We start from the raw sequence: 15,794 nt of genomic DNA, 5'->3' as shown, positions 1-15,794 counted from the left end.
CGGCCAAGCCTTGAACTGGGTCAACCAAAACACACCCGAGAAAGTCGTCAACCCACTGAAACTCCAATCCCTGTGCTACTACGAAATCCGTGCCCGTTTCGGCTTGTCCAGTAATTTGGCAAGGACTACGTCCCGCTTACGCGACCAACAGATATGCAGACGGGTAGCGTCTGCTCGCAAGGTGGCACAACAGAAAAACCGCCCGGTCAAAGCGTTGTCGCTACGCGACGCTAACGCGAACAAGGGTGGCTTCGCTACCTACGACGCTCGTATCTTTTCGTTTCGCGAGAAAGACTGGACGGTGTCGCTCACCACGGTGGAGGGTCGAGAACGCTTTGAGCTGGCGATTGGTCATTACCAGAGAGAACAGTTGGCAGGCTCCAATCCCAAATCGGCCACTCTGGTCAAGCGCAAAGACGGTTCCTACTCCATTCAAATCTGTGTGGAAGCAAAGTTACCGGAACAGCAGAACACCGCTCAGGTGGTAGGCGTGGACTTGGGAAGGACAGATATTGCCCATACGTCAGAGGGGGACAACTGGAATGGACAGCAGTTGAACAGAGTCCGCGACCACTACTCCCGGTTGAGGGCGGCACTCCAACGCAAAGCCAGTAAGGGCACACGCAGTTCGCGGCGCAGATGCAGAGAACTGTTGCAACGGCTGTCTGGTAAGGAGAGACGCTTTCAGTCGCGTCAGCGTTGCGTAGCAAAAACGTGGGTCAATCATCGCATCTCTAAAGCTATTGTTTCTAGGGCAAAGGCCACAAATAGCGCTATTGCTTTAGAGGACTTGACAGGGATACGGGAGCGTATCAACCAACAACCCCGCAGCAAAGCCGAGCGGCGCAGGGCCAACAGTTGGGCGTTCTACCAACTGAGGCAGTTTCTGGAATACAAGGCGAGAGTTGCAGGGGTTTCTCTGATCCTTGTTCCGCCTGCTTATACCTCGCAGACCTGTCACAAGTGTTTGCACATCCATCCCGACCCTGCGCAATCCTATCGCAGTGGGAAGCAGTTTAAGTGTGGGCACTGTGGATGGGAAGGGGATGCGGACTGGAATGGGGCCAACATGATTGCCAAACTTGGGGCTGCTGTAAACCAGCCTAGAGGTCCGTGGTTGGCTTGCCAACTACAGGGCTACCGAAAGCCTGCACTCTTTCGCTTTAGCGGTGCGGAGCGCTCTGCGTCAGCATGAGTGCGGGTAGTTTACTAGAGGCGCTGGATGGCAACAGGAACTTGGGGAGTGGCAATGGTGCAAGTCGAGGTGTTGGCAGAACAGGCACAAAGCTGTGCCCGGCGGCTGGGGATCCCTCAGTTTGATCTCTACGGGGCTCAAGTGGATGAAACCAGCGTGCAGGTAGATCATGGGGAACCTCGCCAGGTCAAGGCTTCCCACCGCTGCAGCGTGACGGTGCGGGCCTGGAACGACCAGGGTCAGGTGGGGGTGACCTCCACCACCGATGTGGATGAGGCGGGGCTGGAACTGGCCCTGCAAACGGCCTTTGAAGCCAGCCGTTTTGGCCTGCGGGAACATGCCCCTCAATTCAGCCCAGAAGCCACTCTGCCTATTGCTCAGCCTTGTAACGACAAAGGGCCGTTGGCTTTGGCTGGCGACTTGTTGGAACAGTTGGTGGCTGCTGAAAAGGCACTGCTGGGATCCCATCCCGCCATTCAGGGGGTGCCCTACAACGGCCTAGCGCAGCGGCAAATCAACCGCTTCTACCTCAACAGCCACCAAGCCCTACGACAAGAGGAGCATACCCTCGCTTCGGTTTTTCTCTACAGCAAGGCAGAGCAAGAAGGTCGCAAACCCCGCAGCGCCGGAGCCATGCGAGTGGCTCGCAGCCTGGATGAGTTGGATATCCAGGGTTGTGTGCAGGAAGCTGCTGAGAAACTGATTAGCCATCTGGAGTATGAGCGGATCCCTTCTGGAAAATACACAGTGGTCTTTTCCGGAGAAGCCTTTTTGAGTTTGTTGGGCGCCTTCTCCAATGTGTTCAATGCTCAAAACATTTTGGACAACCAAAGCCTGTCCACCCCAGAATCCCTGGGCAAGACCATTGCCTCGCCTCTTCTGTCGGTGTGTGACGATGCCCTACACCCGACCAATGTGGGAGCGATCAGCTTTGATGGAGAAGGCACCCCCACCCGCCGTGTCCCCCTCATCACCAATGGGGTCTTGACCCACTTTTTGCACAGCGCCGGTACGGCTAAGCGCCTAGGAGCCCAGCCCACCGGCCATGCCAACATCGGCGCCAAGGTCACGGTTGCCGCCCACTACTACCATGTATTTGCCGGGGCACCGCCGGAGAGCACCTATGACTTGGCTACGGCTGAAAATGTAGTTTGGATCGATGAGCTGCAAGCGCTTCATGCCGGCGTTAAGCCCCTACAGGGATCCTTCTCGCTGCCGTTTCAGGGGTGGTGGGTACGCCAAGGAGAACGCATCAGCATCGAAGCGGCCACGGTGGCCGGAGACTTCCTGGAGCTGTTGAAGTCGATTTTCTACGTCGAGCCCGAGCCGCAAGTCACACCCGGTGGGCTGTGTCCCCGCATTTGGGTTGCCGATCTCTCCATTACCGGGCAATAACCTCACTTCAAACTCATGAAACTGACCCGCATCGACCTCAACAGTTGGCTCATCCACACCCGGGAGCAAACCTTCCTATTGGATCCGTGGCTGGTGGATCCCCTGGTGTTTCTGGGGATCCCCTGGTTCATCCGCCTGGAGCACCGCCAGCCGCTCCCTTTTACGCCGGAGACCTTGCCCAAAATCGACGGGATCCTCCTCAGCCAAGCCCAGCCGGATCACTGCCACCCACCAACGTTGCAGCGCCTGGATAAGCGGATCCCCGTTTTGGCTTCGCCGGCTGCGGCCAGAGTCGTGAAGAGTCTGGGATTTGCAACGGTTCAGGCTCTGGATCCCTGGCAGTCTGTTCGCTGGGGGGATCTGCGGGTCACAGCCATTCCCGGTGCGCCCCTAGGGCCTGTCCGTGAGCTGGGCTATCTGCTGGAAGAGGTGCCCTCTCAGACACGGCTTTACTACGAGCCTCATCTGTCCCAGCCGGATGTCCGCCCGCGGCTGCAGCAGGAGTTTGGCTCCATCCATACCCTACTGATTCCGGTGGTGGGGCAAATTTTCCCCCTCTTGGGAGAGGTGATCATGGGGCCGGAGCGGTCTCTAGAGGTGGTGGCAGCCCTGTGCCCCCAGCAGGTGATCCCAACCGCGATGGGAGAGGTGGACTACCACGGGTGGTTTGCCGCCCAGATCCGCCCCTTGGGCAGCCTGCAGGAGTTTCGAGAAAAGCTGGCAGCCTTGAATGCCGCCACGTCCCAATCTATCCGGTTGTGTTGCCCCGCCCCTGGGGAAACGGTGTCTCTTTCTGTTGCGGCCAAGCTATGAGCCTTTCTTCCCCAGCCCCGCCTAGCGCCGATCTGGTGGCCATCTTGCGGGCAGATTACGCTCGCTTTCCCAAAAATCAAACTTATTCGATTTACGATCCCCAGGTTTACTTCCGGGATCCCCTCAACGAGTTTCGCGGCTTGGATCGCTATCGCCGCATGATCGAGGGGATAGGGCGTTGGATAGAGGATATCCGTCTCGAGCTGCAGGATATTCGACAAACCGGCAGCCAGATCCGCACCGAGTGGATCCTGAGCGGTGCTTTGGCTTTGCCTTGGCGTCCCCGCCTGTGCATCCCTGGCTGGACAGAGATGCAGATCAATGAGACGGGGTTGATCGGATCCCATGTTGATTACTGGCGGTGCTCTCGCCGGCAAGTGTTGCTGCAAATGTTTCGGCCTGGGGATCCCAAAGGATCTCATTGATGGCTTCCATCCTCTGCTAGGATCACAAAGCTGACTTTTTAGCTCTCTGGAAAGTCGCCCCTGTTCTCAATCTGGAGAGATGGCCGAGTGGTCGAAGGCGCAGCACTGGAAATGCTGTGTGGGGCAACTCACCGTGGGTTCGAATCCCACTCTCTCCGCTGGAACTTGTTTGTGAGAGCAACTCACCGTGGGTAGGGCCATCCGGCCCGCTGGCGCGACCGAATCCCACTCTCTCCGTAATCCGATAACGTCCACTGAAGTCCAGAAAGCTCTTACCCAGCAAGGCTTCTGGGCTTTTTAGTGTCCACGATAGACCGGGGAAACCCACTGTAATCCAGGCTAAAGTGGGACACAATAGGGGATATAACAGACGGGGTGGGACATGGCCCTGTCAGAGATGGCCATTCGGAATGCCAAACTCAAGGACAAGCCGTACCAGTTGCCGAATAGAGAAGCAAGGCCATCCTGCCTGCCGAAGTTTTTGCCGAACCAGCTGACTATAGACTAACGGCCAACCGTAGGACGATGCCGACAAGAGCTACGGTGGCAGCTCCAATCAAGGCAAAAGCCAGGTTAACCACTTGGGCGCTAGCCTTTTGATAGGTGTCAATTCGTTCTAGGATCACCCGGTTTTCTATCCCCTGCTCGGCCCAACGTCTCTCCTGCTCAGCCCAACGTCTTTCCTGCTCGGCCCAGCGCTTTGCTTGATCGGCTGCCAGGGCTTCTAGCCGCTCGTTGGTTCTGGAGACATCCTGCCGGAGTCCTTCCACATCCTGTCGGATCTCTTCCACATCTTGCCGGATCTCTTCAATAACACTCAACACATCCCTGAGGGTGGGTTCACCGGCGGGCATCATAGAGCTGCAACCTCACTGAACAGCAAACGGTCTGAGCTCGCTAGATCAACTCGCTCACCGGGAAGCGATCCAGCATTTTTTGGGCTTGACGGGCATTTTCCCGTAACTCTGCCGGCAGATGGGGTACATAAGGGATCTGAGAAAGCAAATCCAGCGTGCGGCGGATCAGGCGCACCAAGTCTCCGGCATCTAGGTTGGTGCTGGCTTCTAGGGTTTCCCAAGGGATCCCTTGCGCCCAATGTTCGACGATCCCGGCCAAGCTGGGCTCAAACCCAATCGGCACATGAAACACCTGGTGTTGGCGTTGGCTGCGGAACAGTTGCCGCCGTAAACCCCGTAACCCGTGCAGCACATCTTCCACCAGTCCTGAGGTGCGCAACCGGCTGTAGATGCCTGAACGGGGAGGCTCTGAGACCAAGGCAGCCACAACTCCGGCCAAATGATGAGGAGCACAGCCCTGGCACTCACCGGAGAGCAGAGCCAGCGCCAGCCAGAGCTCGTTATCCCCCCGCAGCGCAGCCACCACCTCTCCGCTATCGGTAGGTTGATATTCTTGCAGACAGTTGAAATCCTGCAACACCCCCACCAAGGCCATAAATTGCTGCCAGCGCAACTCCTGCACGGAATCGCTTTGCCGCTCCAGGTGCTCGAGGCGCTCGAGCAAGCGCTGGCGTTTTTCTCGCAAACCCAGCAATTTTTTCCCCACTTGGTGAGCGGGATTCTCTCGGATTTGAGCTTCTAGGGCACGGATTTTTTCCTCTTGGGCATGAATGTGGGGAAAGGCCAACAGCCGCAAGGTGGGATCCGGCTCAGCTTCCCGTTGTTTGAGCAAGTAGCGCAAAATGCGTCGTTCTTCCCGCCGTTGCGCCTGCATCTTCTCATAGCGGGCGATATCTTCGTCGGCAATGCCTCCCAAGAGACGGTCGATCTCCTCCAGCTCGGCGCGCGTGTGCAGGATCTCCTGTTGTTCGGGCAACTTTTGCAACGAGAGCAAATACTGGCCGAAGCTGCGGTTGATCAGATCCCGTGCTGCTTCCAAAGAGTGCTTTTGCAGCAGGTTCAGCACCATGCCATAGGTGGGGGTAAACTGGCTCACCAAGGGATCCGCTCCAGAGGTGGCCAGCCGCGCAGCTTCTTGGGCCCCCTCAAACGGGGATTGCACCGTCACCACATGGCCGATGATGTCCTTGCCCCGCCGTCCGGCTCGGCCCGACATTTGCATGAACTCGGAAGCGGTCAAGAGGCGGTGGCCGTTGTCGGTGCGCTTAGAAAGGGAGGAGATGACAGTTGTGCGGGCGGGCATGTTGATCCCGGCGGCCAAAGTCTCAGTGGCGAAGACCAGCTTCACTAGCCCCTGCTGAAACAGATGCTCCACCAGTCCCTTCCAGGCAGGCAACATGCCGGCATGGTGAGCGGCAATACCCCGGTAAAGGGCATCCAACTGATCTCGGCGGACAGCTTCGGGCGTTTCTCGACAAAAGCGGTCGATCTGCTCGGCCAACTGCTGCCGTTCTTCCTCGCTGGCTACCAAGTCCAGATCCCTTACGCTGGCCACGGCCATATCACAGCCTTTGCGACTGAAGATGAAATAGATGGCCGGCAGCATGTCCCGCTGGCGCAAGTTCTCCACCACCTGCACCATATCCGGCACTCCCCCATAGGGAGACTGACCTGACTTGGGGAGTTTGCTTTTCAGGCGGCGATTGCAAACCCACTGGCCGGACTCGGTTTGCTCCAGCAGGGGGAACAGCCCTTTGCGATTGGCAAAGTGAAATTGCAGCGGCACCGGGCGGTGGTTGGAGTCGATCAGATGGGTGGGGCCATGCACCTGGTTCATCCAATCGGTGAGCTGGTCGCTGTTGGCCAGGGTGGCAGAAAGGGCAATGAGCTGGATCGTGGGGGGGCAGTAGATGATTGCTTCTTCCCAGACGGTGCCCCGCTGCTGGTCGTTCATGTAATGGCATTCGTCCAGGATCACCGCCTGCACCTCTCGCAAGGGATCCCGACTCAGGGCCTCCGCCTCCTCCCAAGGTTCCATCCCATCGCCGGAGGCTCCTCTCTGAACGGCCAGAGAGAGCGGCGTGCCATAGAGCATGTTGCGGAAGATCTCGGTGGTCATCACCAAGATCGGCGCCTCCCGGTTGATGGAGATGTCGCCGGTGAGCAGGCCAACCTGTTCTGGGCCGAATTGCTGGCCAAAATCCCGGAACTTTTGGTTGGAGAGGGCCTTCAGGGGCGTTGTATAGAAAACCCGCTTGCCCTGGGATAGGGCCCGATAGATGGCATACTCTCCGATCAGGGTCTTGCCGGATCCCGTGGGAGCACAGACCACCACCGATTCCCCAGCAGCCAGAACCTGAATGGCTCGGATCTGAAAGTCGTCCAGCTCGAAGGGGAAAAGCTGCCGCAACTCGTCCAGCAAATCGGTTGCCGGGGAGAGAAGCGCACTCATGGGATCCAAATCAACATTGAGAAACCTGGAAACCCGCCCAATTCACTGCTTCCTGTGGGTTGTACCTTCTAGGATACAAGCTTTCTTGGGGCGTCGACTGCTCCGCTCCGAAAGACTTATGCAACGCTGAACAAAACAGAACTTTGCCCAGCATCGCTGCTTTCTTCCTGCTTCAGCGACCCATGACTGGCGGCAGAGTTCACCCCCACCACCCCGCCAGAGGGATCTCCACAGGCGTTACTTCCCCGCGAGCTGCAGGTAGTTAGATACCACTGGGCTAGGTTGATGGCTGCATTCAAGTCGCGGTCTAGCTCCAGGCCGCACCTCTCGCAGCGAAACACCCTTTCCTGCAGTGGCATCTTCTGTCGGTGCCCACACCCTGAACACAGTTGGCTGGACGGATAAAACCTATCCGCCGCCACCACCTGACAGCCGTAGAGCCGGGCCTTATACTCTAGCTGTCGCCGAAACTCGTAGAACCCACAGTCTGACAGCGCTCCTGCCAACTTGCGGTTCTTGAGCAGGTTCTTCACCTGCAAGCCCTCAATCACCACCACCCGATACTTCTTGGCCAGGTAAGTCGTTAGCTTGTGCAGATTGTCTTGCCGAATGTCTGCCACCCGCTTATGAGCCTTGCCTAACTGCACCACCGCCTTCTTACGGTTAGCGGATCCCTTCTGCTTGCGACTCAGCCGCCGTTGCAGTTTGGTCAGACGCTTCCTCGCCTTACGGTAGGGCTTTGGATTCTCGAATACTTCCCCGTCGGAGCAGGTGGCCAGGTGATGGATCCCTAAGTCCACTCCCACAACTTCCCCGGTCTTCTCCACCTGAGGCGCTGGAGCTTCATATTTGAAGGAGATGTACCAGTGTCCGGCGCGAAGACTGATGACCACGTTCTTGGGTGTGGTCGCCGGAAGTAACTCTGCACAGCGCAGCCAACCGAAGATAGGCACCTTGATGCGGTCGCCAGAAATGCGGATGCTGCCTTCTAGGTAAAAGCTGTCTCGCACTCCCTTGCGTTTGAAGCGGGGGAACTTCCCCAACCCACCCCGACAGCGCTTAAAGGCTTGCTCCAAGTTGCGTAATGCCTGCTGAGGAGCGCATTTGGAGACCTGGTAGTACCAGGGGTTTTCCTTCTTAACCTCGGCTACCAGGCGCTTGTGCAGGTCAATGGCGGTGGGGAGTTTCTGCCGGTTCTCCAGGGCTTGCCGACAGATGGCCAGGCCCCAGTTGTAGGCGTGACGGGCTACCCCAGCGTGCTGAGCGGCTAGGGTCTTCTGCCGGTTATTCAGCTCTAAGCGGGTGCGGAATCCAAGCAGCATTCAGATAGCCGCGGCCAACATGCTTAGTTTAATGGCTATTTCGGTTCCGCAAAGTAACCAAGGTTCCGCAAAGTAACCAATTGTTCAGCAGATCGGGGACTAGAGGCAGCCCCTGCAAAAAGCGCCAGTTACTCTGCTTCTTTGGATCAAGAACAGCAGCTCAAGCAAGTGCTAAAATGGGGTGCCGTTGCCGGATGCTATCGTGCTGGTCGTCATCGACAACTACGACAGCTTTACCTACAACTTGGTGCAGTACCTGGGGGAGTTGGGAGCTCAGCTTCAGGTTTTTCGCAATGACCAGCTCTCCGTTGACGACCTGCGCCGAATGCAGCCGCAAGCTGTAGTTATCTCTCCTGGGCCAGGGCGGCCGGAAGATGCCGGGATCTCCCTGGAGTTGATTCGGGAGCTGGGGCCAGAGCTGCCGATTTTGGGGGTTTGTCTGGGGCACCAGTGCATTGGCCAGGTCTATGGTGGTCAGATCGTGCGCGCACCTGAGCTGATGCATGGCAAAACCTCGCTCATTTACCATCGAGGGGTGGGGGTGTTTGAGGGGTTGAGCCAGCCTTTCACGGCCACCCGCTACCACAGCTTGGTGATCGAGCCTTCTACGTGTCCTGACGAGCTGGAGGTGACGGCTCAAACAGGCGATGGGATCATCATGGGGGTACGCCACCGCCGCTATCCCCACGTTCAGGGCGTGCAGTTCCACCCGGAGAGCATCTTGACTGCAGAGGGCAAGCGCTTGTTGAGCAACTTCCTGCGCAGCGCCAAAGCCTCAACTGCTGCTCAGCCCAATGTTTCGCAGAAACCTCAGGAAACCGTTGCCGTTGTTACATCAGGGATCCCCACTCCATGAAGCGTCGCCAGCTTCTGCAAGCCAGCGCTGGGCTGCTGGGATCGATGGCCGTGAACCTGGCCAGAGGGCGCAAAGCGGGCGCTCAGACAGCGCCGGCACAAGGTTCGGAAACGCCAATAACCCCAGGGTCTATAGAGTTCACTCCCGGCTCCAGCTCGCAGGGGCTGCAACTGACTTGGCTGCACCACAGTTGTGTTTTGTTCGAGGGGGAGGGCCGACGGTTTCTGGTCAACCCGTTTCGGCCGGCGGGTTGTACGGCTGGCTATCCTGCTCCACGAGTTGCTGCCGATCTGGTGTTGCTCAGCAGCCGCTTGTTGGATGAGGGTGCTTTGGATGTGGTGCCCGGCAACCCCAAGGTGCTGTTTCAGCCGGGAGACTATCTGATCGACGGGATCCGGGTGCAAGGAGTACGCATGCCCCGTGGCCCTCGCTTTGGCGTAAATGTGGGTTGGCGCTGGCGCATGGCTGGGATCGACATTGTCCATTTGGGAGGGGCGCTGCAGCCAATTACGCGGGAGCAGTCCATCCTGCTTGCTCGTCCCGACCTGTTGCTGGTGCCAGTGGGGGGTGGGCCGAAAAATTACGATCCTGCCGGGGCCAAGGCGGCCATTGAGGCGCTGCAGCCCAAGCTGGTCATCCCCACCATGTATCGCACGGCCGCCGCCGAGGAATCCCAATGCGAGCTGCTGCCGCTGCAGGAGTTTTTGCGTCTCTTCCCCGCTGCTGCCCCGCAACCTGCCCTCAGCAACCCGTTGCTGCTCTCGGCCCAGGCTCTGCCCAGGCAGGGGCTCGCCATCCTTTTCTTTGAGGAATAGGGCTATGCGAGGTCAGGTCCTAAAAATCGCTGTCGGACTGGGATCCCTGCTAGTGGGGGGTCTGGGATTCTATGGATACTCCCTACCAGAAGATCCACAAGCCTTGGCCCAAGCCAACCCGCTGCGGCTGCAACTGGCTCTCTGGCTGGGGAAAGACGCCAACGCCGTCGATGAGCGGGGCAAGACAGCCCTGTTTTTCGTAGAAAGCGGCCTCAACGCCCGTCTTTTGCTGGCAGCGGGGGCGGATCCCAATCAACTAGACCATGGGGGAGCTAGCCCACTGCACCAAGCGGCTCGCCTGGGCAACCCTGAGGTTACGAAAGCCCTGCTCCAGGGAGGGGCCGAGGTGAACGCTCGTTTTGGCGCCGGTGGCCTTCCCCTGCATTTTGCCGCTTGGTCCGGCAACCCTGAGGTCGTTCGGCTGCTGCTGGAACATGGCTCCGAGATCGACGAGCCGGACGGCTACGGCCTCACGCCCCTGCGCATCGCCCAGGATCTGCGCCGCTGGGAAGCTGCAACCCTGTTGTCCCGCTGGCCCCGCTCCGCCTCAACCGACGGGCATACAGATTGACTCCCCTTCTCTACCACCCCAGCACCCAGGCGAAGATCAAAGGCGCCACGATGGTGGCATCCGACTCGATGACAAATTTGGGGGTGTCGATCCCCAATTTGCCCCAGGTGATCTTCTCATTGGGCACTGCCCCCGAGTAGGAACCGTAGCTGGTGGTGGAGTCGCTGATCTGGCAGAAATAGCCCCACAGGGGTACGCCCTGGCGACCCAGATCTTGATGGAGCATGGGCACCACACAAATGGGGAAATCCCCAGCAATGCCGCCGCCAATTTGAAAGAAGCCAATGGAGCACTCCGCCGAGGTGTGCGTGTACCAGTCCGCCAGGTGGATCATGTACTCGATCCCTGTGCGGACGGTATGCACATTGCGGATCTCACCCGTGATGCAGTGGGCGGCATACATGTTGCCGGTGGTGGAGTCCTCCCATCCCGGCACATAGATGGGCAAGTTGGCCTCCATAGCGGCGTAAACCCAAGAATCCCGGGGATTAATTTGGTAGTAGGGCTCCAGCCGGCCGCTGCGCAGGATGCGGTAGATAAACTCGTGTGGGAAGTAGTGTTCCCCGGCCTGGTCGGCAGCCATCCACTCTTCCAAAAGGGCTTTTTCCAAGCGCCGCATCGCCTCCTCTTCGGGAATGCAGGTATCGGTTACCCGATTCATGTGCCGCTCCAGCAGCTCCTGCTCCTGCTGCGGGCTAAGATCGCGGTAGTGGGGCACCCGCTCGTAGAAGTCGTGGGCGATGAGGTTGAAGATGTCCTCTTCTAGGTTGGCGCCGGTGCAGGAGATGGCGTGCACCTTGTTCTGCCGGATCATTTCCGCTAGGGAAAGGCCCAGCTCCGCTGTGCTCATGGCACCGGCCAAGGTCACCATCATCTTGCCGCCCTTTTCCAGGTGAGCACAATAACCTTTGGCTGCATCCAGCAGCGCGGCTGCGTTGAAGTGGCGAAAATGATGTTGGATAAATTGACTGACGGGGCTGTTGGTCACGATTTTTCCGGTCACTCTGACCTGGTGAAGCACGATTTTCTAGTCTATCAACTTTAGGGGCGCTGACAAGCTTTGCTTGGGGATACCTTTATCGGTATTGGCAACCATTCCCCTGCAGGTCGGCTGGAGCAGGTTGCGTTGCGAAGCCGGGATCCCATACCGGTTCTCACCCGGCCTTGGCTGAGACAAAGGGATCGCCTGCCCATGTCAGAATGGTGGCGAATCACCGCCCTATATCCGTTCACGCTATCTGTTCACGTTGGGTTCATGCCTCCTGTCAGCACCGTCGAGCCAGTTGAGCCAATTGTTGAAGCCCAATCTCCAGAAGCGACTGCTCCGTCTCCAGAGCCATTGCCTGGGGCTGTGGATCCCTCGCAGTCGAAGCCAGCCGGGTCTTCGATGGGATCCCTGCAGCGCTGGTGGGCGCGCTGGAAACAAAAGCTGCGCCTGGAGACCCAGCTGCTCTTTGTGGCCACGCTGGTGGTCTCCTTGGTGGTGAGCAGTTTTACCTTCTGGGCCGTCAGCACTGTGCAGCAGGATGCCCGCTTCAACGAGGCCCGCTTTGGCCGGGATCTGGGGCTGCTCTTGGCCGCCAATGTCGCCCCCCTGATTGCGGAAGATCGCATTGGCGAAGTGGCGCAACTGTCCCGCCAGTACTTTGAGAGCACCAGCAGCATCCGCTATTTGCTCTACGCCGATCCCGAAGGAAACATCTACTACGGGATCCCGTTCTCCAATCAGGAGGTGAAAACCTCCCTCAACCTTACCCGTCGCATGCAACTGCCGGACAACCGTCCTCCTGCTGAGGGCCAACCGCTGGTGCGCACCCACCTTACCCCTGCTGGGCGGGTGACGGATATTTTCGTCGGCATCTACCATCAGGGCCGCTTTTTGGGCACCCTCGGCTTGGGCATCAATCCCAATCCCGCCCTGGTGCGCTCCACACAATTGGCGCGGGAGGTCTCGATTGGGGTGTTTTTGGCGGTGTGGGTCTTGGCCATCCTGGGAGCGGTGGTCAATGCCCTCACCATCACCTATCCCATCAAAGAGCTGGTCAAAGGTGTCCAGGAGATCACCAAAGGTAACTTCAAGCAGCGCATCGACCTGCCCTTCGGGGGAGAGCTGGCCCAGCTCATCGACAGCTTTAACGAGATGGCGGAGCGGCTGCAAAGCTACGAAGAGCAAAACATCGAGGAACTGGCTGCCGCCAAAGCCAAGTTGGAGACCTTGGTCTTCTCCATCGTCGATGCTGCCATTTTGCTGGATGCCGAGTTGCGGGTGCTGCTGCTCAACCCTGCCGCCTCCCGCATGTTTGGCTGGGAAGGGGATCCCGTTTTGGGCAAACCCCTGCCGGAGCTGTTGCCGGAGGATCTGCAGCAGCAACTGGCCCGCCCCCTGATGCAAATTGCCCGCGGGGATCAAGAAGCAGAGGAAGTTCGCGTCAACCTCACCGGCCCCACCAAGCGTGTTATCCGCATCCTGCTTTCGCCGGTGTCGGATCCGCGGCGGCAAAATCTCAAGGGGATCGTGATGACGGTGCAGGACATCACCCGCGAGGCAGAGCTCAACGAAGCCAAGGCCCAATTCATCAGCAACATCAGCCACGAGCTGCGCACCCCCCTCTTCAGCATCAAGTCTTTTATCGAGACCCTCTACGAGTACGGCGAGCAGATGTCCCCCGCCGAGCGGCAGGATTATCTGGAAATTGCCAACCGCGAAACCGACCGCCTCACCCGCCTGGTCAACGATGTTTTGGATTTGTCTCGTCTGGAATCGGGCAAGCAGTACCACTTTGAGGGCGTCGATATCTCGGCGGTGATCGAGCAAACGCTGCGCACCCATCACCTGCAGGCCCGCGACAAAGGGATCCAGCTGCGCAAGTTCGTCGATCCGGATCTGCCGCTGGTCTGGGGCAACTACGATCTGCTGCTGCAGGTGATGACCAATCTCCTGGGCAATGCCCTCAAGTTCACCCCCTCAGGGGGCCTGGTGACGGTACATGCCCACCTGGTGGTTCAGGCGGATGGATCCCCGCAGGCAGTGCGGGTGGCGGTGGCCGATACAGGCATTGGCATTGCCCCAGAAGATCAGGAGCGGATTTTCGACCGCTTTTTCCGTGTCGAGAACCGGGTCCACACCCTAGAGGGCACCGGCCTGGGGTTGGCCATCGTGCGCAACATCCTGGAGAAACATCGAACCCGCATCTGCCTGGAGAGCAAGCTAGAACAGGGATCCACCTTCTGGTTCGACCTGCACCTGTACACTGAGGAGGGACCGCTGGAGTTCGAGGTTCAGCCAGCCGAGACGGATCCCCCCAGTTGCTGCTGGCGGGAGCACTCCCATCAACGCTGAGGATATGAAGGGCATACCGGCCATTTTTTGGGGGTTGGGCCTCAGTTTCGCATTTTTGTGCCACACTGGTGACCTCTACCACCACACAGGGGGGCTAGGCAACCCGCTGTTGGCCACCGGCGAAAACGTCACTTCTCTGCTGCTGGCGGTGGTGGCGGTGCTGGCCCCTTGGCTGGCAGTGCTGCTGATGGGTTTGCTGGTGTACTGGCTGGGCAAACGGGCGTTGAAACTGGGGTTCCGCAGCAGAAATGCCGCTCCCCAGTCTCAGGGATCCCCGCCGACGGCTGTTCTACACTGGAGAAGGTTTTAACTGGATGGTTTTGCCATGCCGCCTCGCTGGCCCCGGAAGCCCTCCCGTCGGGATCCCGAATTTCGCAAGCTGGATGATCGCTATACCTATGCCGCCCACCTGTCTGTTTTCCTCTGTAGCGGGTCTGGGCTGGTGTTTTTTCAGCAACTGTACCGCGCGGATTGGCCGTGGCTGGTGCCCCTGTTGGGCTGGTGGGCTTTGGGGCTAGGGATCCACAGCTTCTGGATCTTTTTTGTGGCCCGCTATCCCGTCGAGGCCGGCTTTGGGGAGCTCACTCCCGGCGCGCACGAAAACCCAACAGCTGCGGAGACGGATCCCTCCAGAGCCAGCTAGGACTTAGAGAGGGGATGATCCCCTTGCTCCTGTTCTCAGCCAGGGGAGGTAGAAGCTCCACCTGGTCGCCGCTGCCGCCGCAGCAGCAGGGGGGAGAGATCGCTCTCGTCGTAAATATCCCCCACCAGCTCCTCCAAAATGTCCTCCAGCGTGATGAGGCCGGTGGTGCCGCCGAACTCATCCACCACAATCCCCAGGTGTTGGCGAGAGCGCAGCATTTCCTTGAGCAACAAGCTGACCCGCTTGGTGTCCGGCACAAAAAAAGGCGGTGCCATCGCCTGGGTCACTTCGGCATTGCCTTTTTGATCGAGATAGCGCAAGGCTTGCTTGAGGTGGATAATGCCGACGATCTCGTCCTTGGATTCTCCCTGCACGGGGATGCGCGAGTAGCCCGTTTCCAAACAGAGCTTCACCACATCCTGCAGTGTTTTGTCGTGGGAGATGGTCTCCATTTTAACTCTGGGCTTGGCCACGTCCCGCGCCTGCAGCAAGTCCAAAGCCAAGGCCCCACGGAACAGCCGCCGTTTTTGCCAATCCAGCAGCCCCCGCTGCCCCAACACATCGATCAGCAGCTCCAAATCCTTGAGAGAAGCGGTGGCCGTCAGGGGGGAGAATTCCAATAGATTGAAGAGCCTGCTGACAACCCACTCAAAAGCGTCGCTAAAAGGGCGCAGCAGCACCGATAGGACATGAACAGGCCGCACCACCCAGCGGAACACCCCTAGCGGATGGCTCACCGCTAAAGACTTTGGGGCTACTTCTCCAAAGAGGAGCACCACAATTGTGGTGGGCACGGTGGCGGCCAAAGCTCCAATCTGGGTTCCCAACAGTTCAATGGAGAGGGTTGTGGCCAGAGCAGCAATGCCGATGTTGACAAAGTTGTTCACCAGCAACAGGGTGGTGATCAGCCGCGAGCGCTGTTGTTGGGCCAGTCGATACAAGCCCTGTGGATCCCCTTGTTCTTCGATCAGAGATTCCAGGCGCAGGTTGTCCATGGCCGTGATGGCGGTTTCGGCCCCAGAGCAAGCTCCTGAGAGGAGCAGCAAAAAGGCCAAGAGGAAGACATTAACCATAGCGCTCCGTTACGGGATATGGGTGGCGTCGAGGGAC

Annotated in this window: 15 protein-coding genes and 1 tRNA gene; 11 read left to right on the top strand and 5 right to left on the bottom strand. The window is 58.7% G+C overall.

From position 1 onward, the window contains the following. From NW828_RS06085 to NW828_RS06065, 5 genes are all read left to right on the top strand, one after another. Window positions 1-1,195: RNA-guided endonuclease InsQ/TnpB family protein (locus tag NW828_RS06085; protein ID WP_414382451.1), on the top strand; the 1,195-nt coding region annotated here is incomplete at its 5' end. A gap of 54 nt (window positions 1,196-1,249) precedes the next feature. Continuing rightward, a complete protein-coding gene (locus NW828_RS06080; RefSeq protein WP_414382470.1) occupies window positions 1,250-2,590 on the top strand; it encodes a TldD/PmbA family protein in 1,341 nt (446 codons plus the stop codon). Window positions 2,591-2,605: 15 nt separating this feature from the next. Beyond that, window positions 2,606-3,403 (top strand): MBL fold metallo-hydrolase, encoded by a 798-nt coding sequence (locus NW828_RS06075; protein WP_414382449.1) that lies wholly within the window; start codon window positions 2,606-2,608, stop codon window positions 3,401-3,403. After that, window positions 3,400-3,828 carry a DUF2358 domain-containing protein gene (locus NW828_RS06070; protein WP_414382447.1) on the top strand — a complete coding sequence of 143 codons (429 nt, stop codon included), beginning with the start codon at window positions 3,400-3,402 and terminating at the stop codon, window positions 3,826-3,828. Before NW828_RS06075 ends, NW828_RS06070 begins: the two co-directional genes overlap by 4 nt. A 73-nt stretch (window positions 3,829-3,901) precedes the next feature. Then, a tRNA-Ser gene (locus NW828_RS06065) sits at window positions 3,902-3,986 on the top strand. Window positions 3,987-4,325: 339 nt separating this feature from the next. On the opposite strand, the gene NW828_RS06060 is transcribed toward NW828_RS06065, so the two are convergent. From NW828_RS06060 to NW828_RS06050, 3 genes are all read right to left on the bottom strand, one after another. Continuing rightward, window positions 4,326-4,685 (bottom strand): hypothetical protein, encoded by a 360-nt coding sequence (locus NW828_RS06060; RefSeq protein WP_414331067.1) that lies wholly within the window; start codon window positions 4,683-4,685, stop codon window positions 4,326-4,328. Window positions 4,686-4,725: 40 nt separating this feature from the next. Beyond that, the gene (locus tag NW828_RS06055) at window positions 4,726-7,137 is read right to left on the bottom strand and encodes a DEAD/DEAH box helicase (RefSeq protein WP_414382445.1); all 2,412 of its coding nucleotides are present in this window, start codon (window positions 7,135-7,137) and stop codon (window positions 4,726-4,728) included. A gap of 116 nt (window positions 7,138-7,253) precedes the next feature. Next, window positions 7,254-8,459 carry an RNA-guided endonuclease InsQ/TnpB family protein gene (locus tag NW828_RS06050; RefSeq protein WP_414382442.1) on the bottom strand — a complete coding sequence of 402 codons (1,206 nt, stop codon included), beginning with the start codon at window positions 8,457-8,459 and terminating at the stop codon, window positions 7,254-7,256. Window positions 8,460-8,661: 202 nt separating this feature from the next. On the opposite strand from NW828_RS06050, the gene NW828_RS06045 reads away from it, so the two are divergent. The 3 genes from NW828_RS06045 to NW828_RS06035 are packed head-to-tail and all read left to right on the top strand — an operon-like array spanning window position 8,662 to window position 10,701. Then, complete coding sequence (locus NW828_RS06045; RefSeq protein WP_011433980.1) at window positions 8,662-9,315, top strand: anthranilate synthase component II; 654 nt, start codon at window positions 8,662-8,664, stop codon at window positions 9,313-9,315. Beyond that, a complete protein-coding gene (locus NW828_RS06040) occupies window positions 9,312-10,130 on the top strand; it encodes an MBL fold metallo-hydrolase (protein WP_414382440.1) in 819 nt (272 codons plus the stop codon). Before NW828_RS06045 ends, NW828_RS06040 begins: the two co-directional genes overlap by 4 nt. 4 nt (window positions 10,131-10,134) lie before the next feature. After that, the gene (locus NW828_RS06035; RefSeq protein WP_011433982.1) at window positions 10,135-10,701 is read left to right on the top strand and encodes an ankyrin repeat domain-containing protein; all 567 of its coding nucleotides are present in this window, start codon (window positions 10,135-10,137) and stop codon (window positions 10,699-10,701) included. Window positions 10,702-10,711: 10 nt separating this feature from the next. On the opposite strand, the gene NW828_RS06030 is transcribed toward NW828_RS06035, so the two are convergent. Further along, the gene (locus NW828_RS06030) at window positions 10,712-11,689 is read right to left on the bottom strand and encodes a deoxyhypusine synthase family protein (RefSeq protein ID WP_414382438.1); all 978 of its coding nucleotides are present in this window, start codon (window positions 11,687-11,689) and stop codon (window positions 10,712-10,714) included. 399 nt (window positions 11,690-12,088) lie between these two features. Here NW828_RS06030 and NW828_RS06025 point away from each other — a divergent pair, with 399 nt between their 5' ends. The 3 genes from NW828_RS06025 to NW828_RS06015 are packed head-to-tail and all read left to right on the top strand — an operon-like array spanning window position 12,089 to window position 14,684. Next, the gene (locus NW828_RS06025) at window positions 12,089-14,041 is read left to right on the top strand and encodes an ATP-binding protein (RefSeq protein WP_414382467.1); all 1,953 of its coding nucleotides are present in this window, start codon (window positions 12,089-12,091) and stop codon (window positions 14,039-14,041) included. A gap of 4 nt (window positions 14,042-14,045) precedes the next feature. Further along, window positions 14,046-14,351: a DUF4126 family protein gene (locus tag NW828_RS06020; RefSeq protein WP_414382435.1), complete on the top strand. Its 306-nt coding sequence runs from the start codon at window positions 14,046-14,048 to the stop codon at window positions 14,349-14,351. Between the two features lie 15 nt (window positions 14,352-14,366). Continuing rightward, a complete protein-coding gene (locus tag NW828_RS06015) occupies window positions 14,367-14,684 on the top strand; it encodes a hypothetical protein (protein WP_011433986.1) in 318 nt (105 codons plus the stop codon). A gap of 35 nt (window positions 14,685-14,719) precedes the next feature. Here NW828_RS06015 and NW828_RS06010 read toward each other — a convergent pair whose 3' ends face one another. Next, window positions 14,720-15,757, bottom strand: coding sequence for a hemolysin family protein (locus tag NW828_RS06010; protein WP_414358051.1), 1,038 nt, complete (start codon window positions 15,755-15,757; stop codon window positions 14,720-14,722). Window positions 15,758-15,794: the final 37 nt, after the last annotated feature.

It is taken from the genome of Synechococcus sp. W55.2 (assembly GCF_047461635.1).
GTDB lineage: Bacteria > Cyanobacteriota > Cyanobacteriia > Thermostichales > Thermostichaceae > Thermostichus.
The sequence above is the reverse complement of the archived record's forward strand: the minus strand, read 5'-3'. Positions and strand labels throughout refer to the sequence as shown.